This is a genomic window from Streptomyces sp. NPDC093064 (assembly GCF_044754605.1).
GTDB lineage: Bacteria > Actinomycetota > Actinomycetes > Streptomycetales > Streptomycetaceae > Streptomyces.
Genome location: NZ_JBIVPK010000008.1, coordinates 173690 through 196158, shown reverse-complemented (window position 1 = coordinate 196158; position 22469 = coordinate 173690). Strand labels below are relative to the sequence as shown.

The 22469-nt window shown below is 71.8% G+C and carries 19 protein-coding genes; 2 read left to right on the top strand and 17 right to left on the bottom strand.

The annotated features are described in order from the left end of the window. Positions 1–48: 48 nt before the first annotated feature. From lepB (ACIQFZ_RS12980) to ACIQFZ_RS12940, 9 genes are all read right to left on the bottom strand, one after another. Positions 49–1059, bottom strand: a complete 1011-nt coding sequence (gene lepB, locus ACIQFZ_RS12980) for a signal peptidase I (protein ID WP_376652190.1) — start codon at positions 1057–1059, stop codon at positions 49–51. Beyond that, a complete protein-coding gene (lepB, locus tag ACIQFZ_RS12975) occupies positions 947–2038 on the bottom strand; it encodes a signal peptidase I (RefSeq protein ID WP_365419685.1) in 1092 nt (363 codons plus the stop codon). The genes lepB (ACIQFZ_RS12980) and lepB (ACIQFZ_RS12975) overlap by 113 nt, the downstream gene beginning before the upstream one ends. Next, positions 2031–2762, bottom strand: coding sequence for a signal peptidase I (gene lepB / locus ACIQFZ_RS12970; RefSeq protein ID WP_365419684.1), 732 nt, complete (start codon positions 2760–2762; stop codon positions 2031–2033). The genes lepB (ACIQFZ_RS12975) and lepB (ACIQFZ_RS12970) overlap by 8 nt, the downstream gene beginning before the upstream one ends. A 45-nt stretch (positions 2763–2807) precedes the next feature. Beyond that, positions 2808–3158, bottom strand: coding sequence for a 50S ribosomal protein L19 (gene rplS, locus ACIQFZ_RS12965; RefSeq protein WP_361425388.1), 351 nt, complete (start codon positions 3156–3158; stop codon positions 2808–2810). 135 nt (positions 3159–3293) lie between these two features. Continuing rightward, positions 3294–4127, bottom strand: a complete 834-nt coding sequence (gene trmD / locus ACIQFZ_RS12960; RefSeq protein ID WP_365419680.1) for a tRNA (guanosine(37)-N1)-methyltransferase TrmD — start codon at positions 4125–4127, stop codon at positions 3294–3296. Then, a complete protein-coding gene (gene rimM, locus ACIQFZ_RS12955; RefSeq protein WP_365419678.1) occupies positions 4127–4705 on the bottom strand; it encodes a ribosome maturation factor RimM in 579 nt (192 codons plus the stop codon). Before rimM ends, trmD begins: the two co-directional genes overlap by 1 nt. 111 nt (positions 4706–4816) lie before the next feature. Further along, a complete protein-coding gene (locus ACIQFZ_RS12950) occupies positions 4817–5056 on the bottom strand; it encodes an RNA-binding protein (protein ID WP_005479813.1) in 240 nt (79 codons plus the stop codon). Between the two features lie 5 nt (positions 5057–5061). Next, a complete protein-coding gene (gene rpsP / locus ACIQFZ_RS12945; RefSeq protein ID WP_365419675.1) occupies positions 5062–5490 on the bottom strand; it encodes a 30S ribosomal protein S16 in 429 nt (142 codons plus the stop codon). A 340-nt stretch (positions 5491–5830) separates the two neighbouring features. Continuing rightward, entirely contained in the window at positions 5831–6427 is a 597-nt protein-coding gene (locus tag ACIQFZ_RS12940; protein ID WP_361425376.1) for a hypothetical protein, read from the bottom strand. A gap of 543 nt (positions 6428–6970) precedes the next feature. On the opposite strand from ACIQFZ_RS12940, the gene ACIQFZ_RS12935 reads away from it, so the two are divergent. Beyond that, positions 6971–7828 carry an SAM-dependent methyltransferase gene (locus ACIQFZ_RS12935; RefSeq protein WP_402691216.1) on the top strand — a complete coding sequence of 286 codons (858 nt, stop codon included), beginning with the start codon at positions 6971–6973 and terminating at the stop codon, positions 7826–7828. Positions 7829–7898: 70 nt separating this feature from the next. Here ACIQFZ_RS12935 and ftsH read toward each other — a convergent pair whose 3' ends face one another. The 6 genes from ftsH to ACIQFZ_RS12905 form a co-directional block, all read right to left on the bottom strand. Beyond that, entirely contained in the window at positions 7899–9848 is a 1950-nt protein-coding gene (gene ftsH / locus ACIQFZ_RS12930) for an ATP-dependent zinc metalloprotease FtsH (protein WP_365419670.1), read from the bottom strand. Positions 9849–10004: 156 nt separating this feature from the next. Continuing rightward, entirely contained in the window at positions 10005–11552 is a 1548-nt protein-coding gene (gene ffh / locus ACIQFZ_RS12925; RefSeq protein ID WP_365419716.1) for a signal recognition particle protein, read from the bottom strand. A 91-nt stretch (positions 11553–11643) separates the two neighbouring features. After that, entirely contained in the window at positions 11644–14091 is a 2448-nt protein-coding gene (locus ACIQFZ_RS12920) for a [protein-PII] uridylyltransferase (RefSeq protein ID WP_402691215.1), read from the bottom strand. Positions 14092–14114: 23 nt separating this feature from the next. Next, positions 14115–14453: a P-II family nitrogen regulator gene (locus ACIQFZ_RS12915; protein WP_225079378.1), complete on the bottom strand. Its 339-nt coding sequence runs from the start codon at positions 14451–14453 to the stop codon at positions 14115–14117. Then, entirely contained in the window at positions 14450–15814 is a 1365-nt protein-coding gene (locus ACIQFZ_RS12910) for an ammonium transporter (RefSeq protein WP_365419665.1), read from the bottom strand. The genes ACIQFZ_RS12915 and ACIQFZ_RS12910 overlap by 4 nt, the downstream gene beginning before the upstream one ends. Before the next feature lie 312 nt (positions 15815–16126). After that, the gene (locus tag ACIQFZ_RS12905) at positions 16127–17611 is read right to left on the bottom strand and encodes a hypothetical protein (protein ID WP_402691214.1); all 1485 of its coding nucleotides are present in this window, start codon (positions 17609–17611) and stop codon (positions 16127–16129) included. Between the two features lie 447 nt (positions 17612–18058). Here ACIQFZ_RS12905 and ACIQFZ_RS12900 point away from each other — a divergent pair, with 447 nt between their 5' ends. Next, a complete protein-coding gene (locus ACIQFZ_RS12900) occupies positions 18059–18721 on the top strand; it encodes a bifunctional DNA primase/polymerase (protein WP_365419660.1) in 663 nt (220 codons plus the stop codon). Between the two features lie 882 nt (positions 18722–19603). Here the strand turns inward: ACIQFZ_RS12900 and ftsY are convergent. Continuing rightward, positions 19604–20809 carry a signal recognition particle-docking protein FtsY gene (gene ftsY / locus ACIQFZ_RS12895; protein WP_365435472.1) on the bottom strand — a complete coding sequence of 402 codons (1206 nt, stop codon included), beginning with the start codon at positions 20807–20809 and terminating at the stop codon, positions 19604–19606. Between the two features lie 174 nt (positions 20810–20983). Beyond that, a complete protein-coding gene (locus ACIQFZ_RS12890) occupies positions 20984–22399 on the bottom strand; it encodes a sugar porter family MFS transporter (protein WP_402691213.1) in 1416 nt (471 codons plus the stop codon). Positions 22400–22469: the final 70 nt, after the last annotated feature.

Here is a 22469-nt window from a genome sequence, read left to right as displayed (position 1 = left end):
CGGAAGCCGCCGCGCCGCCGCACTGCCCCGGCTCGGCGGCCCAGCGGCTCAGCGGCTTCCCGTGGCCGTCGTCGGGGTGCCCGTACCGGTCACGGCCTTCGCGGCCCGCCTGCGCCGCCACAGCGCCACCGGCACGACCGCGGTCAGGGCCACGCCCTGGGGGGCCACCGTCAGGGCGCCCGCCGCCGAGGAGTGATCGTTGATGCCCTGCTGGTCGAAGGTCTCCGGGACCGGCAGCGTGCCCCAGCGGTTGATCGGCCAGGCCTTGACGATGGCACGGCCGACGACGTCCTTGACCGGGACCATGCCGTGGTTCTTGTCGGTCTGGTTGTAGCGCGAGTCCCGGGAGTTCTGCCGGTGGTCGCCCATGACCCAGATGTAGCCCGCGGGCACGTGCACCGTGAACTGGCCGCCCTGGTCGTCGATGCTGCACGGCGTGTTGCCCGGGTAGACGTACGGCTCGTACAGCGGCTTGCCGTTGACCATCAGCGGGCCGGTGTTCTTGCACTCGACGGTGTCGCCGCCCACGCCGACGACGCGCTTGATGAGGTCCTTCTCCTCCGCGGACGGCATCAGGCCGATCCAGCTGAGCACGGTCTGCAGCGCGTTCGGGCTGGCCGCCGGCTCGCCCGCCAGCCAGTCGTCCGGGTCGTGGAAGACGACGACCTCGCCGCGCTCGGGCTCGGAGCCGAACCACGGGGTCAGCTTGTCGACGAGGACGCGGTCGCCCCGCTGAAGGGTGTTCTGCATCGAGTCCGAGGGAATCGAGAACGCCTGTACGAGGAAGGTCTTGATCAGCAGCGCCAGCACCAGCGCGATAGCGATCAGGATGGGCAGCTCCTTCCAGAAGGAGCGGGGCTTCCTCGCCTCGGGGGTGCTGTCCCCGCTCCCCTGGTCACCGCTGTGGTTGTGCTCCGTCACCGTGCCGTCCTCGGCTGTCTCGCTCTCACTCCCGGAGGTCACGGCGCTGCGCGCAGCGGAGTCCGCCGCTCCCTCGGGGTGTCCGCGGTGCTCCTCGCCGTCGTGTCCGGACCGTGCGCCAACCGCCACATCCCCCACGCCAACTCCTCACTCCGTGCCGCCGCCTGCCCCGTGCGCGGCGCAGGCCCACCACTCCCATAACGAGCGGGAGTTCCGCAGGGCTCGGGAGTCGAACCGATCCGTTCGGATCGTCTGGGGCAACCCTATGCGACAGGCGGGGAGCGGCGGTCGACCCAGCCGCCGCGTCGGGCACCGAAGAAAAGGTTTTCGGCTCCTTCAGCATGGTCCAGTGGCCGACGGGCCAGCCGATGACCATGGCCCGCCCCACCACGGAGTTCTCCGAGACGGTTCCGCCGTACGGGGTGTCCTGGTGGGCGCGCGAGTCGGCGGAGTTGGCCCGGTGGTCGCCCATCACCCACAGCCGGCCCGGGGGGACGGTGATGTCGAACTGGGTGTTGGAGGGGGCGTTGTCCGGATAGAGGTAGTCCCCCTCGTTCAGGGGAAGACCGTTGACGGTCACCCTGCCCTGCGTGTCGCAGCACTTGACGTGGTCACCGCCGACGCCGACGACCCGCTTGATGAGGTCCTTCTCGTCGTCGGAGGGCAGCAGGCCGATGAAGGTGAGGCCCTGCTTGACCTGCTTGACCCCGACGGGGTCGTCCTTGTGGGCGGTCTGCTCGCCGGCCAGCCAGCCGCCCGGGTCGTTGAAGACGACGACGTCCCCGCGCTGTGGCTTGGCGCCGAACCACGGGGTGAACTTGTCGACCAGGACCCGGTCGCCGATCTGGATCGTCTGCTCCATGGAGCCCGACGGGATCACGAAGGCCTGCACGAGGAAGGTCTTCAGCACCAGGGCGATGAGCACGGCGACACCGACGAGGAGCGGTATCTCCCGGACCGCGGAGCGCCTGCGCCGCCGCTTGACCTTGCGTTGCAGCTTGCGCCGCTCCGCGCGGGTGCGGCCACCGGCCGAGCCCGCGGCGCGCCGCGCCCCGGTGGGCAGGAGGTTGTCGGCGGCGTCGGCGGAGACACCGCGCGGCCTGCCGCGGCTACCCATGGCCGCCGCCCGCATGGGCTGCGGCGGGCACACGCGCGTAGGCGTCCGGCCGGTGCAGGTGGGTCCGGTGGCCGAAGGGCCAGACGATCCAGTCGGCCCGGCCGATCACGTCGCCGACCGGGATCATGCCGCCGCCCGGCGAGCCCAGATGGTCGCGTGAGTCGCTGGAGTCGCCCCGGTGGTCGCCCAGGACGAACAGGGTGCCCTCGGGCACGACGACGTCGAAGGACACGGCGGACGGGCTGTCACCGGGGTAGAGGAACGTCGACTCGTCGACCGACCGGCCGTTCACCTGGATCCTGCCCTCCTCGTCACAGCAGACCACATGGTCTCCGCCTACACCCACAACGCGTTTGATGTAGTCGCCGTCCCCGAAGTACCCGGTGCCGTCGAACACGACGACATCGCCGCGCCGCGGCACGGCTCCGAAACGGTACGCCAACTTGTTTACGGCAACGCGGTCCCCGATCCTCAATCCCGGCTCCATGGATCCGCTCGGAATCTCGAACGGCTGCATCACGAACGTGTTGAGGAGCAGCAGGAAGACCAGGCCGCTCAGCGCGGCCAGGGTGATCCTCCCGCCGGGAAGCCACTCGGTGATCCGCGACATCAACGCGAAACGCGACCGTTCCTCCGGCCCCCGCGTCCCCGGGGTCTCACCGGGTTCGCCGTCACAAGGGCGGGAGGAGCGGTCGCGCTCCGTCTGCTGTGCTTCGGTGTCCATCGGGGCCGAATGTTATCCGGCCCCGCCATGAACTCCGAGAAGCGCTCAGTTCTCGCGCTTCTCCTTGATCTTCGCGGCCTTGCCGCGCAGCTCGCGCAGGTAGTACAGCTTGGCGCGGCGCACGTCACCCTTGGTGACGAGCTCGATCTTCTCGACGATCGGGGTGTGCACCGGGAAGGTGCGCTCGACGCCGACGGAGAAGGAGACCTTGCGGACCGTGAAGGTCTCGCGCACGCCGGAGCCCTGGCGACGGATCACCACGCCCTTGAACTGCTGCACACGGGAGCGGTTGCCCTCGATGACGCGGACGTGGACGTTGACGGTGTCGCCCGGGCGGAAGGCCGGGATGTCCTCGCGCAGCGACGCGGCGTCGACGGAGTCGAGCAGGTGAGACATTTCGTCTGCTTTCTTCGTTGATGCCACAGGTCATCAACGGGCACTAGATGTATGGGGTCGGTGCTGCGCGGGTCGGGACGGGCGTCGTGTCCCCCTGTGGCAGGGGCGCACGCCGGACCAGCGCACAGCAGCGCCCTATTCTTCCACGTCGTCGGCCCTGCGCCAAAATCGACCGTGCGTCTCACCCTCGAGGTCCGGCGACCAGCCCAGGATGGACAGCATCTCGCGGTCCTTCTTGTCGAAGGCCTTCGGATCGCAGCGCTCGATGAGGTCGGGCCGGTGGGCCGTCGTGCGCCGCAGGGCCTCGTCCCGCCGCCAGCGGGCGATCTTCCCGTGGTGGCCGCTGAGCAGCACCTCGGGGATGCCGTGGCCGCGCCACTCGGGCGGCTTGGTGTAGACGGGGCCTTCCAGGAGGTTGGCCATCGTGCCGGGCGCGAAGGAGTCGTCGCGGTGCGACTCGGCGTTGCCCAGGACGCCGGGCAGCAGCCGCGCCACGGCCTCGGTGACGACCAGCACGGCCGCCTCGCCACCGGCGAGGACGTAGTCGCCGATGGAGACCTCGTAGACGGGCATCCGGGTGGCGTACTCGTCCATCACCCGGCGGTCGATGCCCTCGTAGCGGGCCGGTGTGAAGATCAGCCAGGGGCGCTCGGAGAGCTCCACGGCGAGTTCCTGGGTGAAGGGCCGGCCGCTGGGCGTCGGGACGATGAGCGCGGGCGCGTGCGAGCCGGTCTCGTAGCCGTCGGCGAGGACGGTGTCCAGGGCGTCGCCCCAGGGCTCGGTCTTCATGACCATGCCGGGGCCGCCGCCGTAGGGCGTGTCGTCGACCGTGTGGTGGCGGTCGTACGTCCAGCCGCGCAGATCGTGGACGTGCACGTTCAGCTGTCCACGCGCGCGTGCCTTGCCGACGAGGGAGACGTTCAGGGGTTCCAGGTACTCGGGGAAGATCGTGACGACGTCGAGCCGCATCAGGACTCTTCCTCCGCGGACGTGCCCGAGGAGGCGCCGGGCCCGTCGGCAGCCTCGTCGAGGACGGCCTGGTCGTCGATGAGGCCGGGCGGCGGGTCGACGATCGCCCGCTGCTCCTCCAGGTCGATCTCGGTGACGATCTCTCCGACGAACGGGATCATCACCTCGGTGCCGTCCGGACGCTCGACGATCAGGAGGTCCTGGGAGGGCAGGTGGGAGATCTCGGTGATCCGGCCGACCTCCTTGCCGTCCACGGTGACGACGTCGAGGTCCATCAGCTGGTGGTCGTAGTACTCGTCCTCACCCTCGGGAAGCTCCTCCGGGTCGATCTCGGCAATCAGGAGGATGTTGCGCAGGGCCTCGGCGGCGTTGCGGTCGCGCACGCCCTCGAAGCGCAGCAGGAGGCGACCGCTGTGGACGCGGCCCGTCTCGATGGTCAGCGGGCCGGCGGACGCCGGGTCGGTGGCCAGGACGGCGCCGGGGGCGAGCCGCAGTTCGGGCTCGTCGGTACGTACCTCCACGGTGACCTCGCCCTTGATGCCGTGGGCGCGGCCGATCCGTGCGACTACCAGCTGCACGTGGAAGATCTCCTGTCGGAACTCTGAACGCGAGCCGCCGGGCGGCTCATACGACTACGGGCCGGGGACGGCCCAGCGGCCCTCCCCGGCCCGAGCCGGTTGCGAAAAGCGTCAGCGGACGTGGTCCACGTCGACGAGGTCGACACGGACACCGCGGCCGCCGATGGCGCCCACGACAGTGCGCAGGGCGCGTGCGGTGCGGCCGTTGCGGCCGATCACCTTGCCGAGGTCGTCCGGGTGCACCCGGACCTCGAGCACCCGTCCGCGGCGCAGGTCGCGCGAGGCGACCTGCACATCGTCAGGGTTGTCGACGATGCCCTTCACGAGGTGCTCAAGCGCCTCCTCGAGCATGCTGCTCAGGCCTCGGTCGACTCAGCCGAAGAAGACTCGGCCGCGGCCTCGTCCTTCTTCTCAGCCTTCTTCTTCTGGGTGATGGCCTCACCCTTGTTCTCGTCGTCGCCACCGAGGGCCTCGAACGACGGGCGCGCCGTCTTCTCGGCCGGCTGGAGCAGCGGCGCAGGGGCGGGCTCGCCCTTGAACTTCTGCCAGTCGCCGGTCTTCTTCAGGATGGCGAGCACGGGCTCGGTCGGCTGGGCGCCGACGGAGAGCCAGTACGCCACACGCTCGGCGTTGACCTCGATGCGCGAGGGGTTCTGCACCGGGTGGTACAGACCGATCTCCTCGATGGCCCGGCCGTCACGGCGGGTACGGGAGTCGGCGACGACGATGCGGTAGTGAGGCGAACGGATCTTGCCCAGACGCTTCAGCTTGATCTTGACTGCCACGGGAGTGGGTTCTCCTGGATTTGACGTGGTTGGGCACGGCGGAGACGCCGCGTGGGGTTGCGGTACCCGAGTGCCCGATGGACGCGTCAGCCGGAGGAGAGAGGGGTCCTGTGCGGCTGTCGAGTACAGCTAGCCATTGTGCCACACCCGGTGGGTCTCGCCGGGCGGAGGGTGCGGGAGCCGCCCCCGGGCACGACTGAGCGGCACCCGGCGCTCCGGGTGCCGTGGATGCGAGCGCCTGCCCGCGTCGGCGGGGGTGCCGCCGCGTACGGCGGCACCCCGCGCACCGTCCTGCTGCTCACCCGGCACCCACGAGATGCCGGTACGCGCAGTGAGCCGGTCAGCCGGTCGCGGCGCCCACCGGCTCCGGGATCCTGAACGGCTTGCCGCAGCCGCCGCACATGATCGGGGCCTGGGCCAGGACCGAGGGGACGACCCGCACATTGCGACCGCAGTCGCAGACCGCCTTGACCCTGACTCCGCCGCCGGACGAGCCGTGGCGGGCGGCCGGTCCGCGGAAGGAACGACCGGTGTCGGCGGAGGTGGCGACCGAGTGCGCCTTCAGCGCACGCTGGAGGCGCTCGATCGTCGGGCGGTAGCGCCGCTTCGCCTCGGGGCTGAGCGAGACCAGCGAGAAGCCGCTGCTCGGGTGCGGCTCCTCGGGGTGGTCCAGGCCCAGCTCCTCGGAGATCGCGAGGAACCTGCGGTTGTGGTAGCGGCCGGCACGGGACGTGTCGCGTACGCCGCGCGCGGCGGCGACGCCATGGACTGCCTCGTGAAGCAGTCGCTCGAAGGAGAGTTCGTGTCCGCACGCGGACGACGACTCCCCGATCAGGGACTCAGGCGCGGCAAGGTCCGGCAGCTCGGGGTGGTACCGCTGAATGTCGGCCCACGCCTGCGCCAGCTCTGCGGCGAGAACAGGTGGTGTCGTGCTCACGTAATGACAACGAGCCGGAGGGCCGCTGTGTTCCTATTCCGGGCCATCCCAAATAATTTGCACGTACCCGTCAGTCGTCGCTGATGCGTCCTGACGAGGGCGGGTGCGCTGATCTGCGGAGAAGCCGCACAGCTCCACCCAAGGTGGTGCGCAAAGGGAGTACGCACCGGCGCGTACGCCCCTCGCGCACGCGGGGGGCGTCGGGATCGCGCCACGCGCAAGAGGCGTTTCGGCCGCTTCCCCGCCGGGGACCCTCATCCCGGTCGGCGCTCGCGACGCCCGCGACGTTACCCGGTGCGCCTCCGGCGTCCGGCACCGGCCCATAGGACAAGCCGACTTCCGGCCACGTCGATCCCGGATCCAGGTTGCCGGGATGTGAAATCTCTGCCCGCACCGCCGCAGGACGCAAGCAGGGCCCCGCGACCCCTGGACGCGAGGAAGGGCTCGGAGTTACCTGGCATACGGGGGGAAGTGGGAGCGCACGGCGCGGGGGCCACGGAACCGGGCACAGCGACAGCACTCGGCGGATTGGGGCGCCTATCCATGACACCTGCGCTCGTGCGGCAGCACGTACGGCACACGGCAACAGTCCCCGACACGGAGCCACACGCACGCGCGCGTGACTGGTCCGAGATCCAGGAGCGGATGCTGATCCCGCTCTACGAGGCCGTCTACGCGCGACTGGACGTGGGCTCCGGCACACGGCTGCTGGCCCTCGGCTGCGGCTCCGGGCTCGCCCTGCTCCTGGCCGCGGCCAGAGGCGCGACGGTCACCGGTGTCGACTCCTCCCGCCCTGAGCGGCTGGCCCTCGCCCGCCGGCGGCTGCTCCCGGAACCGTGGGACACACCCACGCGTGCGACCGCCCGTATCGTCGACGGATCACCGCGGGACGCCGCCACTCCTGGCAGCCCCGCGTTCACCGTCGTGACCGCCTTCGAGCCGATCGGCTGCCTCGCGGGCGACTCGGAGGGGTTGTCCGGCCTACTCGCCGCCGCGACACCGCTCGCCGAGAAGGGGGCGCCCGTGGTCCTGGCCGGCTGGGGACCGCCGGAGCGCTGCGCGACCTCGTCCGTGCTGCGGGTGGCGACCAAGCTCGCCGATCCGCTGCGCAGCCCCGGCAGCTGGCGGCCCGCCCTGCGCGACGACCTGGAGGAGGTGGCCCAGCGCGCCGGTCTGCGGCCGGACGGCTCCGGCCGCGTCGCCTGCCCCTTCGGGTACGCCGACCTCGACAGCGCGGTACGCGGACTGCTCTCCACGGGGCTGTTCGACGCGGCCGTCGCCGCCACCGACCGCAACCAGGTCGACAAGGAACTCGCCGAGGCCCTGCACGTACATCAGCGGCCGGACGGCACCGTGTGGATGCCCAACGTCTTCCGGTACCTGATCGCACGGACCCCCTGAATGCGGACACCCTGAACACGACGGCCCGAACCCGGACGCCCGGACACCGGCGCCCGCACACCCCCGAACCTCACTGGACGCCGCCGGCCTCCGCCTCCTTCCGCAGCCGGGTGATCCCGGCGACCCGGTAGGCGTCGGCCTCCTCCAGCGTCTCGTTCTCCAGCAGCGCCTGCGCCAGCGCGTCCAGCTGTCCCCGGTGGTCGCGCAGCTTGCGGCACGCCTCCTCGTAGCACTCGTCGACGATGCGCCGCATCTCGCTGTCGATGGTGTCCAGGGTCTGCGGGGCGGCGGCTAGCCCGTAGGCCTGCTGGGCGTCGTCCGGCAGGGCTGAGAGGCGGCCCAGGTGCTCGCTCATGCCCCAGCGGGCCACCATCCCGCGCGCGATGCCGGTGACCTGCTCGAGGTCGTGCTCGGAGCCGGTCGTGACGACCCCGTAGACGACGTGCTCCGCCGCCATGCCGCCCAGCGCGCCGATGATGCGGCCCCGCAGGTACTCCTCGGTGTACGCGTACTTGTCGGACTCCGGCGTCGACAGCGTCACCCCGAGCGCCCTCCCGCGCGGCACGATGGTGATCTTGCGAACGGGGTCCGCGCCGGGCTGGAGCATGCCCAGCAGGGCGTGCCCGCTCTCGTGGTACGCGGTGCGCCTGCGCTCCTCCTCGGGCATCACCAGCGCACGTTCGGCGCCGAGCTGGACCTTCTCCAGCGCCTCCGAGAAGTCGGCCCGCGTCACCTGCTCCTGCCGCCGCTTGACCGCGAGCAGGGCGGCCTCGTTGGCGAGGTTGGCCAGCTCCGCCCCGGTCATGCCCGGAGTCGTACGGGCCACTCGGGCGAGGTCCACGTCCGGGGAGAGCGGGATCTGGCGGGTGTGGATCCGCAGGATCGCCTCGCGGCCGCCCCGGTCCGGCGGCGAGACGCTCACCACCCGGTCGAAACGGCCCGGACGGGTCAGCGCGGGGTCCAGCACGTCGGCGCGGTTCGTGGCGGCGAGCACGATGACGCCCTCCGAGCCGGAGAAGCCGTCCATCTCCGTCAGGATCTGGTTCAGCGTCTGCTCGCGCTCGTCGTGCCCGCCCACCGAGGCACCGCCGCCCCGGGCCCGGCCGATGGTGTCGATCTCGTCGATGAAGACGATCGACGGCGCCACCTTGCGGGCCTCCGCGAACAGCTCGCGCACCCGGGAGGCACCCACCCCCACGATCATCTCGATGAACTCGGACGCCGACGCCGAGAAGAACGGCACATCCGCCTCACCGGCCACGGCCCGCGCGAGCAACGTCTTGCCCGTGCCCGGCGGCCCCGTGAGCAGCACCCCGCGGGGCATCTTCGCGCCCATGTGGCGATAGGCGTCCGGATGCTCCAGGAAGTCGACGACGTCGTCCAACTCGCCCTTGACCTCGTCGATGCCCGCCACGTCCGCGAAGGTGGTGCGCTGGGTGCCCGGCTGGAGTTCGACCGGCCTGGGCGGCGTCTTGCGCCCCAGCAGACCGCCCGGCCCGCCCAGACCCGAGCCGATCCGCCGCGCGAAGAAGATCCACAGCGCCGCCAGCACCGCGATCGGCGCCAGCGAGAGCAGCAGATTCGACAGCAGGCCGCGCTCCTGCACGACCGGCTGCGCGGTCACGGTGACATGGTGGCTGCTCAGGCCCTGCCAGAGCCTGTCGTCCGCGAAGGCCGGGCGCTGCGTCTTGAACTTGGTGTACTTCCCGCCGCTCTCGGGATTGGCCTGGGCGCTCTTGAGCCGGCCCTGGATCGCGTCGCCCTTGGAGTAGATCGTGCCGACGTTGCCCGCGTCGAGCTGCCTGCTGAACTCGGTGTACGAGATCGTCGGCTCGTTGCCCTGGTTGTAGTAGCTCAGCCCGCCGTAGGCCACCAGGAAGACGATCACCGCGGTGACGAGCAGGCCCCACCACCTGCCGCGCATCCGTCCGGCGCCGACCCGCCTGGGCGGCTCGTCCGGCGTGCCCTCGGTACGCCACGGCTGGTCAGAGCCGTTGCGCGGCGACGCGGCATTGCTCATATCTGGACGTTACGGCACATGGCGTACCCCGGCACGCGCTGAGGGCGCCCCTCCGCGGAAGGGCGCCCTCAGCGTCGTCCAGACGCCGTACGGGTGACACGCGTGTGCCGTACGGCGCTCGGGGTGGGCCTCAGCCCATGAACTCCCCGGCGGTCCTCAGCCCATGAACTTCTTGAACTCGTCCGGAAGCTCGAAGTCCTGGCCGCCCTGCTGCGGCAGCCCCAGGGCGCCGCCGGCCTGGGCGGCGGCACGGCGGGCCGCCTCCTCCTGCTCCTGTTGCTTGCGCTTCATCGGGTTGCCGGAGCGCTGCTTGCCCTTGGTCTTCTTCGGCTGCTTCTTGGTCCGGCCGGGACCGCCACCCATGCCCGGGATCCCCGGCATGCCGGGCATACCGCCGCCCTGGGCCATGCGGGACATCATCTTGCGCGCCTCGAAGAACCGCTCGACCAGGTTCTTCACCGCGCTGACCTCGACGCCGGAACCCTTGGCGATACGGGCGCGGCGCGAGCCGTTGATGACGGTCGGGTCCTGGCGCTCGCCCGGAGTCATCGACTTGATGATCGCGGCCGTGCGGTCCACGTCCCGCTCGTCGATGTTGTTGATCTGGTCCTTGATCTGGCCCATGCCGGGCAGCATCCCGAGCAGCTTGCTGATGCTGCCCATCTTCCTGACCTGCTCCATCTGGGCCAAGAAGTCGTCCAGGGTGAAGTCCTGGCCCTTCTTGGACGCCAGCTTGGAGGCCATCTTCTCGGCCTCTTCCTGGCTGAACGTCTTCTCCGCCTGCTCGATCAGGGTGAGCAGGTCACCCATGTCGAGGATGCGGGAGGCCATCCGGTCCGGGTGGAAGGCGTCGAAGTCGTCGAGCTTCTCACCGTTGGACGCGAACATGATCGGCTTGCCGGTGATCTGCCGGATCGACAGGGCCGCACCACCGCGGGCGTCACCGTCGAGCTTGGAGAGCACCACGCCGTCGAAGCCGACGCCGTCGCGGAAGGCCTCCGCGGTGTTGACGGCGTCCTGACCGATCATCGCGTCGACGACGAACAGGATCTCGTCGGGGCTGACGACGTCCCGGATGTCCGCCGCCTGCTGCATCATCTCCTGGTCGATGCCGAGGCGGCCGGCGGTGTCCACGATCACGATGTCGTGGACCTGGGTCCGCGCGTGCTCGATGGAGTCCTTGGCGACCTTGACCGGGTCGCCCACGCCGTTGCCCGGCTCGGGCGCGTACACGGCCACGCCGGCGCGCTCGGCGACGACGCTGAGCTGGTTGACGGCGTTCGGGCGCTGGAGGTCACAGGCGACCAGCAGCGGGGAGTGGCCCTGCTCCTTGAGCCACTTGGCGAGCTTGCCCGCGAGGGTGGTCTTACCGGCACCCTGCAGACCGGCCAGCATGATCACAGTGGGCGGCTGCTTGGCGAACCGCAGGCGGCGGGTCTCGCCGCCGAGGATCGTGACCAGCTCGTCGTTGACGATCTTGAGGACCTGCTGGGCCGGGTTCAGCGCCTTCGAGACCTCGGCACCGAGGGCGCGCTCCTTGACGTTCTTGATGAACGAACGCACGACGGGGAGGGCGACGTCGGCTTCGAGCAGGGCGATGCGGATCTCGCGCGCCGTGGCGTCGATGTCCGCTTCGCTCAAGCGCCCCTTGCCCCTGAGGGACTTGAAGGTGGCTGAGAGGCGGTCGGAGAGAGTATCGAACACGGCGGCGTCGGTCCTCGGCATCGGCGACAGGATGGATCGCCCTCCAGGGTATCCGGCCCCGCAAGGAATTCGTCCCCGCCCGCCCGCGAGGTCACGTCCGCAGCGCCTCCTCCAGCCGCCGAGCCACGGACGCCGCCTCCTCGTCGGGCAGCGGGTCGCCCGCCGGGCCGGTGACGTAGAAGGCGTCCGCGGCGTTCGCTCCCAGCGTGCTGACGTGCGCGCTGCGCACCCGTACCTTCGCGTCCTCCAGAGCCCGCCCGATCCGGAACAGCAGCCCCGGCGCGTCCTGGGCGCGGACCTCGATCACGGTGGCGTGCCGGGAGGCGGCCGGGGCGACCGTGACCCTGGGCGGGGGTGCCGCCACGCCGTGGCGGCGCGGATAGGCGGCGTCCCGTTCGGCGAGGCGGCTCGCGATGTCCAGGGAGCCGTCCAGGGCCCGGACGAGGTCGGCGCGCAGCCGGGCGGCCTGGGGCAGGGCGCCGTACTCGGCGGCGACGCGCCAGTCCAGCAGGAGTACGGAGCCACGGGCGACGCCGTCCGGCAGGTCCAGGGGTCGCAGCTCGGCCGTGCGGACGGTGAGCCGGTGGGTCGCCAGCACTCCGGCCACCGAGGGCAGGACGCCGGGCTGGTCGGGGACGGCGATCAGCAGCTCCACCCCGAGCTGCTGGGGCTCCCCCGGGTACTCCTCGGTGGGCTGCTCGGTCCGCGCCCGCAGGGTCAGGGCGGGCCCGCCGGTGCGGAAGGCCTCGATGGCGAGCCGTTCCTGCTCGGCGGTGGGCGCGGCGGGCTCGGGCTCGTCGGGGGCATCCCCGGCGAGAACCGCGCGGACCCGTCCGACCAGGTCGGTGACGAGGGATCCGCGCCAGGACGACCAGGCGGCCGGCCCGGTGGCCAGGGCGTCCGCCTCGGTGAGGGCGTGCAGCAGTTCGAGGGTGCTCTGGGTGCCGACCGCCTCGGCGACGGCGCGGACGGTGGCTGGATCGTCCAGGTCGCGCCGGGTGGCGGTCTGGACGAGTAGCAGGTGGTGGCGTACGAGGGTGGCGAGCACCCGGGTGTCCGCCGGGTCGAAGCCGATGCGCCCGGCCACGTCCGCGGCGATGGTCTCGCCGGCCGCGCAGTGGTCGCCGGGCAGGCCCTTGCCGATGTCGTGCAGCAGCGCGCCGACCAGGAGCAGGTCGGGGCGGCCGACCCGGCGGGTGAGGGCGGAGGCGCGTACGGCGGTCTCGATCAGGTGCCGGTCGACCGTCCAGCGGTGGACGGGGTTGCGCTGCGGGTGGCAGCGCACCCGCTCCCAGTCGGGCAGGAACCGGGTGATCAGCCCTTCCGCCTCCAGCGCCTCCCAGACTTCGACAGTGGGGCGGCCGGAGCCGAGCAGGGTGACGAGCTGTTCGCGGGCCTCGGCGGGCCAGGGCGTGGGCAGGGGGCGCGCGGTGGCCGCGAGATGCCGTACGGCGTGCAGGGAGAGCGGCAGGCCCGCCTGCGCGGCGGCGGCCGCGGCGCGCAGCGGAAGCACCGGGTCGCGTTCGGGGCGCGCGGTGCGGGCGAGGCCGACCTCGCCGTCGTGCTCCACCACGCCCTCGGCGAGCGGGGTCCGCTCCGCGACCGGCTTTGGGCCGCCGAGCAGGGCGCGCAGCCTCGGCCGCACGGCGCGCGACCGGAGCACGCGCCCCACCTCGCGCCAGGTGACGTCGCCGGCGTACGAGAGGACGCGTGCCGCCTCGTACACCTGGCGCAGGAGCGCGTCGGCGTCGGGCAGGCCCAGTTCCGCGGCGACCTGGTCCTGGTCCTGCAACGCGAGCCGGTCGGAGGCGCGGCCCGTCGCCAGGTGCAGCACGTCGCGCACGTCGAGCAGCCGGCGGCGGGCGTCGGCGAGGCCCTCGCGCGGGGCGTCGGCGAGCCAGGAGGCGGCGACGGCACGCAGGGCGGTGGCGTCCCGCAGGCCGCCGCGGGCCTCCTTCAGGTCGGGTTCAAGGAGGTACCGCAACTCGCCCTGCCGTTCGGCGCGTTCGGCGCACAGCTCCCGGAGTTCGGGCAGGCGTCTCGGTGCCTGGTTGCGCCAGTCGGCGAGGATCGCGGTGCGCAGTGCGGTCGTCAGTCCGAGGTCGCCGGCGAGGTGCCGGGCGTCCAGCAGTCCGAGCTGGACCTTGAGGTCGTCGCGCGCCGCCCCGCGGGCCTCGGCCGGGGTGCGGACCGCGTGGTCGAGGGCGATGCCGAGGTCCCACACGGGGTACCAGAGGCGGTCGGCGAGGGCGGCGATCTCCTCGGTGCCGCCGCCGTGGTGCAGGAGCAGCAGGTCCAGATCGCTGCGGGGCGACAGCTCTCCGCGCCCGTAGCCGCCCACGGCGACCAGGGCGACGCCCCGCGGTCCCCCGGCCGCCCTGGTGAACAGCTCCGCGAGCCAGCGGTCGGTCAGTCCGGCGAGCGCGGCCCGGCGCGATGGCCCGTACCACGCCCCCTCGGTGAGGAGGCGCAGCCGGGCCGCCGCGTAGCCGCCGGGCCCCGCGTTCTCCGCTTCGCTTCGCACGTCCGCTCCCGTCACCGGCGGCTCCTGTCCTCGCGCCGTCAGAGCGCGTCCGGGCCGCGCTCGCCGGTGCGGACCCGGACCGCCGTCTCGACCGGCACGGACCAGACCTTGCCGTCACCGATCTTGCCCGTGCGGGCTGCCTTGACGACGACCTCGATCAGCTGCTCGGCTTCGTCGTCCTCGGCGAGTACCTCGATGCGGATCTTGGGCACCAGGTCAACGGTGTACTCGGCTCCGCGATAGACCTCGGTGTGGCCGCGCTGACGTCCGTAGCCGCTCGCCTCGGTGACGGTGAGGCCGTTGACGCCGAACGCCTGGAGGGCCTCCTTGATCTCGTCGAGCCGGTGGGGCTTGACCACGGCGGTGATGAGCTTCATGCGTCCACCTTCCTGCTCTGTGTGGCGGCCTTCTTGATCTGCGCGGCGGCCAGGGCCGGGGTGGTGACGGCGGTGACGACTCCGCCGCCCGCGCCGGTGAGGTCGTAGGCGGTCTCGGCGTGTTCGGCCTGGTCGATGCCGGAGATCTCCTCGTCCTCGGTGACCCGCATGCCGATGGTCCGGTCCAGGAGGAAGGCGAGGACCGCGGAGGCGATCAGGGAGTAGGCGAGGACGGCGAAGACGCCGGCGCACTGCTTCCAGAACTGCTCCAGGCCACCGCCGTAGAACAGGCCCTTGACGGCGGACTGCCCCTTGCCGCTGGCGAAGAAGCCGATCAGCAGGGAGCCGACGACGCCGCCGACCATGTGGACGCCGACCACGTCGAGGGAGTCGTCGTAGCCGAACCGGTACTTCAGGCCGACCGCCATGGCGCACAGGACGCCGGCGACGGCGCCCACGGCCATCGCGCCGAGCGGGGAGACGGCGCCGCCGGACGGGGTGATCGCGACCAGGCCGGCGACCGCGCCGGAGGCGGCTCCGAGGGTGGTGAACGCGCCGTGCCGGATCTTCTCGTAGGCGAGCCAGGCGAGCATGGCGGTGCCGGTGGCGACCTGGGTGTTGACGAACATCAGCGGGCCGACGCCGTCGTCGTTGCCGAGCCAGGAGCCGGCGTTGAAGCCGAACCAGCCGAACCACAGCAGGCCCGCGCCGAGCATGACCAGCGGGAGGCTGTGCGGGCGCATCGGGTCCTTCTTGAAGCCGATGCGCTTGCCGATGACGAGGATCACGCCGAGTGCCGCCGCGCCGGCGTTGATGTGGACCGCGGTGCCACCCGCGAAGTCGATCACGCCGAGTTTGTTGGCCCAGCCGCCGGCGCCCCAGACCCAGTGGGCGACCGGGAAGTACACGACCGTGGCCCACAGCACCAGGAACAGCGTCCAGGCGCTGAACTTGACCCGGTCGGCCAGGGCGCCGCTGATCAGGGCGGGGGTGATGATCGCGAACATCAGCTGGAAGACGGCGAAGACGAAGACCGGGATGGTGTATCCGGGCCACAGTTCGGTCTTGCCGATACCGCTGAAGCCGACGAAGTCGGAGGTCCAGCCGATGAGGGAGCCCCGGTCGGCGCCGAAGGCCATCGAGAAGCCGTAGAGCACCCACAGGACGGTGACGACGCCGAGGCTGATGAAGCTCATCATCAGCATGTTCAGCGTGCTCTTGACCCGGACCATGCCTCCGTAGAAGAAGGCCAGACCGGGGGTCATCAGCATCACCAGGGCGGAACAGATGAGCATGAAGCCGGTGTTGGCGGACGACAGTTTGGGCGCGTCCGCCGCCAGCAGGATGGCGGCTGATGCCATCGGCGTCTCCTCGTCGGTCGGTGCGGCCCCGTGCGGGCGGCCGGGCGAAGCCTTGCGCGGTCGGCGAGGGGGTGGCCGGCCGACCGTGCCACGAGACTGGCCCGGCGCGGTTTCGGTGGACGCCTCGCGTTGTTTCGCCGGAGTGACGAAGAGGTCTGCTGTGTTACGTGCCGGTGAAGCGCGTGGTGACGTGCCGTGAAGCGCATGAGGAAAAACAGGCCGGCCGCGGGCGGCCTTCCGATGACCAGGCATGGGGGAGCCGAGTCGGGCAGTTCGGGAGGGCCGGCCGCGGCCGGGGTCGGGGAGGCGCTGTCAGACGGCCTCGACGGTCTCGGGCAGTTCGGCGGCGAGCTGTTCGGTCAGGTCGATGACCTCGGCGAGGTCCCCGTAGCCGCGTACGGCGTTGTCGACGGTCTTGCGGATACGGGTGTTCACGCGCTCGGAGCGGACCTTCTTGGCCACCCGCATCGCCTGCCTCGCGTACTCGGTGCTCTGCTCGGGCTCGCGCTGGAGCAGGTGGACCGTGGCCATGCCGATGAGGTTCAGGGCGTACGACCGCTGGTGTTCGCGGTCCTCGGCGAACTGCTCCACGGCCTTCTGCATCAGCGGCTCCGCCAGTGAGGCGTAGGTGGGGCTGCGGCCGGCGACGTAGGCGAGGTCGCGGAAGGAGTGGGAGTTCTCGCCGTACAGCTCGGCCTCGGAGAAGAAGCGGATCCAGTCGGGGTCGGGCTCGTCCCAGTCCTCGGCGTCGGCGAAGGCGTCCTCGGCCATGCGCACGGCGCGCTTGCACTTGCCGGGCTGGCCCGTGTTGGCGTAGGCGCGGGCCTCCAGCGCGTACAGCATGGACTGGGCGCGCGGGCTCGCGCAGTCGCGGCTGCCGTACTGCGCGAGGTGGATGAGCTCCAGGGCGTCCTCGGGGCGGCCGAGGTGGATCATCTGGCGGCTCATGCTGGACAGGACGTAGGAGCCGAGCGGTTTGTCACCGGCTTCCTTGGCGGCGTGCAGGGCGAGGACGAAGTACTTCTGCGCGGTGGGCTGGAGTCCCACGTCGTAGCTCATCCAGCCGGCCAGTTCGGCGAGTTCCGCGGCGACCTTGAACAGTCGGCGGCCGGTGGGCTCGGGCTGGGGCTCCTGGAGGAGGTCCGTCACCTCGTGCAACTGGCCGACGACCGCCTTGCGGCGCAGGCCGCCGCCGCACTGGGCGTCCCACTGCCGGAACATCACGGTGGTGGTCTCCAGCAGCTCCAGCTCGGGCCGGGAGAGCCGGCCGGGGCGGCGGGAGGCGGCCGGTGGCTCGGGCTCCTCCAGGGGGGCCGGGGGCGCGGGCACGAGCCAGCGCTGGAGCGGTTCGATGAGGGACGGGCCCGCGGACAGCGCCAGCGACGTTCCGAGGAAGCCGCGCCGCGCCAGCATCAGGTCGCTGCGCGAGAACTCGCTGAGCAGGGCCACGGTCTGCGGGCCCGTCCAGGGCAGGTCGACACCGGTGGCGGAGGGGGTCGGGCGGGAGGTGCGCAGACCGAGGTCCTCCACGGCGACCACGCAACCGAAGCGCTCGGAGAACAGCTCCGAGAGGATCCTGGGGATCGGCTCGCGCGGGTTCTCGCCGTCCAGCCACCGCCTGACGCGCGAGGTGTCGGTGGAGATGTGGTTGGCGCCCAGCTCGCGGGCGCGGCGGTTGACCTGGCGTGCGAGCTCGCCCTTGGACCAGCCGCTGCGCACGAACCACGAGGCGAGCAGCTCGTTCGGGCGCTTGTCCGCGCTCGCAGCGCTCGTCCCGCTTTCGCCGTTGCCGCTCACTGGAACGCCCCCATCCCTGAGACCACTTGTCGCTTGGTGCGCCAAGCCCTATCAGAATGCCGGTCAACAAGGCTGTTCGTCCGCCGATTCTCACCCTTCGAACCGACTGGCGACTTGCCTCCGGCATACCCACGAGTGCATGTGCCCCCAGGCCTCGCACACTCACAGTAATCCTACGATCACCCGCTCAGCCACAGGGATCCCTGAAACGCCACCATTCGCCACCCCTTCGAATGAACCCTCGGTTGCCTCTAGGCGATTCACTTGACATAGGACAGGCGCGGGCGAGTGGAGCGGTGCACGCGAGGGCGCGCGCCGCCGGACGCACCACCCGCGGCGCTTCCGCACACCGTACGGACCCGGCCGGGCCGGGGAGGGGCGAAAACAGAGAGTGACGGTCGGCATCCGCCTCGTAACCATCGGGGCGGTGGACCCGTTGGAGGGGGCATGGGCTTCACGATCGGCGGCATGCGCGAGATCCGCTCCGGCACGCGGCGGCGCGGTCGGTCGTACCGCTCGTCGGAGTGCACGGCGGTGGCCGAGTACACCGGGCTGTGGGGCTGGGACGTGGTGCGGGGCGCGCGGGCCGTCGGCGGCGCCTGCTCCTGCGGCCGCACGAACTGCCCGGCTCCAGGCGCCCACCCCCTGGAGTTCGCGCCCGAGATCCCGGCCGGGGCCACGCTCGACGAGGTGACCAGGGCGTGGCGGGAGCTGCCGGGGGCCGCGGTGATGCTGGCCGTCGGCCGCGTCTTCGACGTCATCGAGGTCGCCGAGCCGGCCGGGCGCCGCGCCCTGGCCCGGCTGGAGCGCATGGGCCTCCCCCTCGGCCCGGTGACCGCCACCCCGGACGGCCGGGCCCAGTTCTTCGTCGCCCGCGGCGCCGCCGCCGAGCTGCCCGCCCTGCTCTACCGCCTGGGCTGGGACGATCCTGCCTCCCTCGACCTGCGCGGCTTCGGCCCCGGCACGTTCCTCACGGCCCCGCCGTCCGACCGCGGCGGCCGCGGCCCGGTCCGCTGGCTCCGCCCGCCCGCCCTGGACACGGCCAAGCCGCCCCAGGCCCGCCTCCTCCTGGGCACCCTGGCCTACGTGGCCCACCGGTCACGGGCATAGCCGGAGGACGGAACTCGAACGGCGGCGCCGGGGACACCTGTCGGCGAGCGGCTGTGGGGCGTCCTGTAGAGCAGGGTCGCCCACGGGGTCAGCCCCCCGAGCGGGGCCGGGGCTCGACCCCGCCGACCGGGTCGCCCATGGATTCAGTCCCGCCGAGCGCGACCGCCGGCGGGCTCAGCCCCGCGGAACACGAGGGCTGCGGGCCTTCCGGCCTTCCGTCAAGGGGTGCGCGGAGACAGTGCGGGCACGATGCTCGCCGACTCCACGCAAGCGGGCCCGCCCTCGGCAGCAGGCCGAAAATGCCTCGCGGGCCGCATCCCTCGCGCGCCCCTGCCGGGCGGACGGCGCGGGATCCGTCCGGACGCGGCGAGCCGATGGCCCGAGCGGCCAGGCGGCCGGGGCGGGGGCCTGCGGCCCGTACGACTGGCGCCGGCCTCGGCTCGTGTGCCGGGACGGATCCGGTCGTACGGGCGACGCCCCACCGCGGGCCCAGTGTCCTGTGCGGGTGCGCGTCTGGGTCCTGGTGGTGACGGCGCATGCGTGTGCTTACGCGGCGCCGTGCGACTCGGCGCGTGTCCGCGCCCGCCGATGTCCCCGCGCCGCGTACAGGCGAGGGGCGGGCTGCGGCCGAAGGTGCCGGCGTCCGGCCGGGGCCGTTCTGGGAGCGGCCGCGGGTGCGCTCGGCCCGACGGGCGCCGGAGCGACGAAGCGTCCGGGGCGCGGCTTTCCCAGCGGCCGGGCAGGGACTCATCCTGCGGCCCTCGGCTCGGCCCGCCGGGCCCGGCTCGGTGTGCCGGGCCCGTAGACGCTCGGTGTGCCGGCTCCGCAGACGGAAGCGCCCGCCCCGGTGGTTACGGGGCGGGCGCTGTGGAGGATGGGGAGTCAGTCTCCGATGAGGGCGTCGACGAAGGCCTCCGGTTCGAAGGGGGCCAGGTCGTCCGGGCCCTCGCCGAGGCCGACCAGCTTGACCGGCACACCCAGCTCGCGCTGGACGGCGACCACGATGCCGCCCTTGGCCGTACCGTCCAGCTTGGTGAGCACGATGCCCGTGATGTCGACGACCTCGGCGAAGACGCGGGCCTGGACCAGGCCGTTCTGGCCGGTGGTCGCGTCGAGCACGAGCAGCACCTCGTCCAGCGGCGCGTGCTTCTCCACGACGCGCTTGACCTTGCCGAGCTCGTCCATGAGGCCGGTCTTGGTGTGCAGGCGGCCGGCGGTGTCGATGAGCACCACGTCGGCGCCCATCTCCTTGCCGTCCTTCACCGCGTCGAAGGCGACGGAGGCGGGGTCGCCGGCCTCCGGGCCACGCACGGTGTAGGCGCCGACCCGCTCGCCCCAGGTCTGCAGCTGGTCGGCGGCGGCCGCGCGGAAGGTGTCGGCGGCGCCCAGCACGACGCTGCGGCCGTCGGCGACCAGGACACGGGCGAGCTTGCCCGTCGTCGTGGTCTTGCCGGTGCCGTTGACGCCGACGACCATCACGATGCCCGGCTTGCTGGTGGCGGGCTCGGTCTTCACCGTGCGGTCCATGTCGGGGTCGATCAGCGTGAGCAACTCCTCGCGCAGCAGCCCGCGCAGCTGCTCGGGGGTACGTGTGCCGAGCACGCGCACGCGCTCGCGCAACCGGTCGACCAGCTCCTGGGTGGGCTGCACACCGACGTCGGCGGTCAGCAGGGTGTCCTCGATCTCCTCCCACGTGTCCTCGTCGAGATTCTCGCGGGACAGCAGGATGAGCAGGCCCTTGCCCAGGGCGTTCTGCGAGCGGGAGAGGCGGGTGCGCAGCCGCACCAGACGGCCGGCGGTGGGCTCGGGCACCTCGATCGGGGGTGCCGGAAGCTCCTCGACGGGCGGCTCCTCGACGGCGACGGGAGCCGAGCCGTCGGGCAGATCCACCTCCTCGATCGTCCGCCGCGGCTCCTCTCGCGGCGTCTCGGCCTCCTCGCCGACGTGTGGCTCGGCCGGAGGGGCGGTGATGTCGGGCGCCGAGGGCGGCGGGGGCGGCGGCTTCCTCCGGCGGCTGCCGACGATGAGCCCGCCGAGCGCGCCGAGCACGAGCACGGCGATGACTACAGCAAGGATGATGGTTTCCATAACGCGTCCAGTATGCGCGACCACCTGGGCCGTCAGCGGTAGTCCCGACGGGGCCGCGTGCCCCTGGAATACCGGGCCCGCCGGCCGCCCGGCGCACACGGAGTGGAACGCCCCCGACGCGAGCACGTACTGCCCCGGCTCGGTGCGTGAGCCGGGGCAGTGAGGCAGGGGCGGTTACCCCATCTCCTCCAGCGCCTTGCCCTTCGTCTCCTTGACGAACTTCAGCACGAACGGGATGGAGAGCGCGGCGAAGGCCGTATAGACGACGTAGGTCCAGGAGAGGTTCCAGTCGGCCAGCGACGGGAAGCTCGCGGTGATGGCCCAGTTGGCGATCCACTGCGCGGAGGCGGCCACGCCCAGGGCGGCGGCTCGGATCTTGTTCGGGAACATCTCGCCGAGCAGGACCCAGACGACCACACCCCAGGACAGGGCGAAGAAGAGGACGAAGACGTGGGCCGCGATCAGGGCGACCCAGCCCTGGGTGGCCGGCAGCTTGCCGCCGACCAGGGGGTACGAGAACGCCCAGGCCTCCAGGGCCAGGCCGACGACCATGCCGCACGAGCCGATGAGCGCGAGCGGCTTGCGGCCGATGCGGTCCACGAAGATCATCGCGATCACGGTGCCGACGATGTTGATGATCGACGTCGTGAACGAGTAGAGGAACGACTCCGTCGGGTTGACGCCGACCGACTGCCACAGCGTGGCGGAGTAGTAGAACGCGACGTTGATGCCGACGAACTGCTGGAAGGCCGACAGGCCGATGCCGATCCAGACGATCCGCTTGAAGAGGAAGCTGCTGCCGAGCAGGTCCTTGAAGGTGGACTTGTGCTCGCGCTTCATGGCGGTCTCGATCTCGGCCACGCGGGCGTCGAGGTCGATGTGGTCGCCCTCGACCTCGGCGAGGATCCGGCGGGCCCGCTCACGGCGGCCGACGGAGAGCAGGAAGCGCGGGGACTCGGGGATGGCGAAGGAGAGCAGTCCGTACAGGACGGCCGGGACGACCATCACGCCGAGCATGACCTGCCAGGCCTCCAGGCCCATCAGCCGGCCGCGCTGGTCGCCGCCGGCGGCGTTGAGCAGACCCCAGTTGACCAGCTGGGAAATGGCGATGCCGACGACGATCGCGGCCTGCTGGAAGGAGCCGAGGCGGCCGCGGTAGGCGGGCGGGGCGACCTCGGCTATGTAGGCGGGGCCGATGACCGAGGCCATGCCGATCGCGAAGCCGCCGACGATCCGCCAGAAGGCGAGGTCCCACAGGGCGAACGGCAGGGCCGAGCCGACGGCGCTGATGGTGAACAGGGTCGCGGCGATCCGCATGCAGCGGATGCGGCCGATGCGGTCGGCGATACGGCCCGCGGTCGCGGCGCCGATCGCGCAGCCGATCAGGGCGATGGCGATGACCTGGGCCAGTTCCGCGGATCCGATGCCGTAGCGGCTCCGGATGGCCTCGACGGCGCCGTTGATCACGGAGCTGTCGTATCCGAACAGGAAGCCGCCCATGGCGGCGGCCGCGGCGATGAAGATGACGTGCCCGAGATGTTCGGGGTGAGCCGTCCGGGCTCCTGGCCCTGGGGCCTGCGTTGTGGTCACGTGTACTCCTCGGGCACACCGGCAGCACTGCCGGGGTGGGGATCAGCCCCTCCAGATGATGAGATCTGAA

What these genes read in the sequence shown, in the direction of transcription:
- lepB (WP_365419685.1), bottom strand. Translation starts at nt 2,038, where the DNA reads ATGGGTAGCCGCGGCAGGCCGCGCGGTGTCTCCGCCGACGCCGCCGAC.
- lepB (WP_365419684.1), bottom strand. Translation starts at nt 2,762, where the DNA reads ATGGACACCGAAGCACAGCAGACGGAGCGCGACCGCTCCTCCCGCCCT.
- rplS (WP_361425388.1), bottom strand. Translation starts at nt 3,158, where the DNA reads ATGTCTCACCTGCTCGACTCCGTCGACGCCGCGTCGCTGCGCGAGGAC.
- trmD (WP_365419680.1), bottom strand. Translation starts at nt 4,127, where the DNA reads ATGCGGCTCGACGTCGTCACGATCTTCCCCGAGTACCTGGAACCCCTG.
- ACIQFZ_RS12950 (WP_005479813.1), bottom strand. Translation starts at nt 5,056, where the DNA reads ATGCTCGAGGAGGCGCTTGAGCACCTCGTGAAGGGCATCGTCGACAAC.
- ACIQFZ_RS12935 (WP_402691216.1), top strand. Translation starts at nt 6,971, where the DNA reads ATGACACCTGCGCTCGTGCGGCAGCACGTACGGCACACGGCAACAGTC.
- ftsH (WP_365419670.1), bottom strand. Translation starts at nt 9,848, where the DNA reads ATGAGCAATGCCGCGTCGCCGCGCAACGGCTCTGACCAGCCGTGGCGT.
- ACIQFZ_RS12915 (WP_225079378.1), bottom strand. Translation starts at nt 14,453, where the DNA reads ATGAAGCTCATCACCGCCGTGGTCAAGCCCCACCGGCTCGACGAGATC.
- ACIQFZ_RS12910 (WP_365419665.1), bottom strand. Translation starts at nt 15,814, where the DNA reads ATGGCATCAGCCGCCATCCTGCTGGCGGCGGACGCGCCCAAACTGTCG.
- ACIQFZ_RS12900 (WP_365419660.1), top strand. Translation starts at nt 18,059, where the DNA reads ATGGGCTTCACGATCGGCGGCATGCGCGAGATCCGCTCCGGCACGCGG.
- ftsY (WP_365435472.1), bottom strand. Translation starts at nt 20,809, where the DNA reads ATGGAAACCATCATCCTTGCTGTAGTCATCGCCGTGCTCGTGCTCGGC.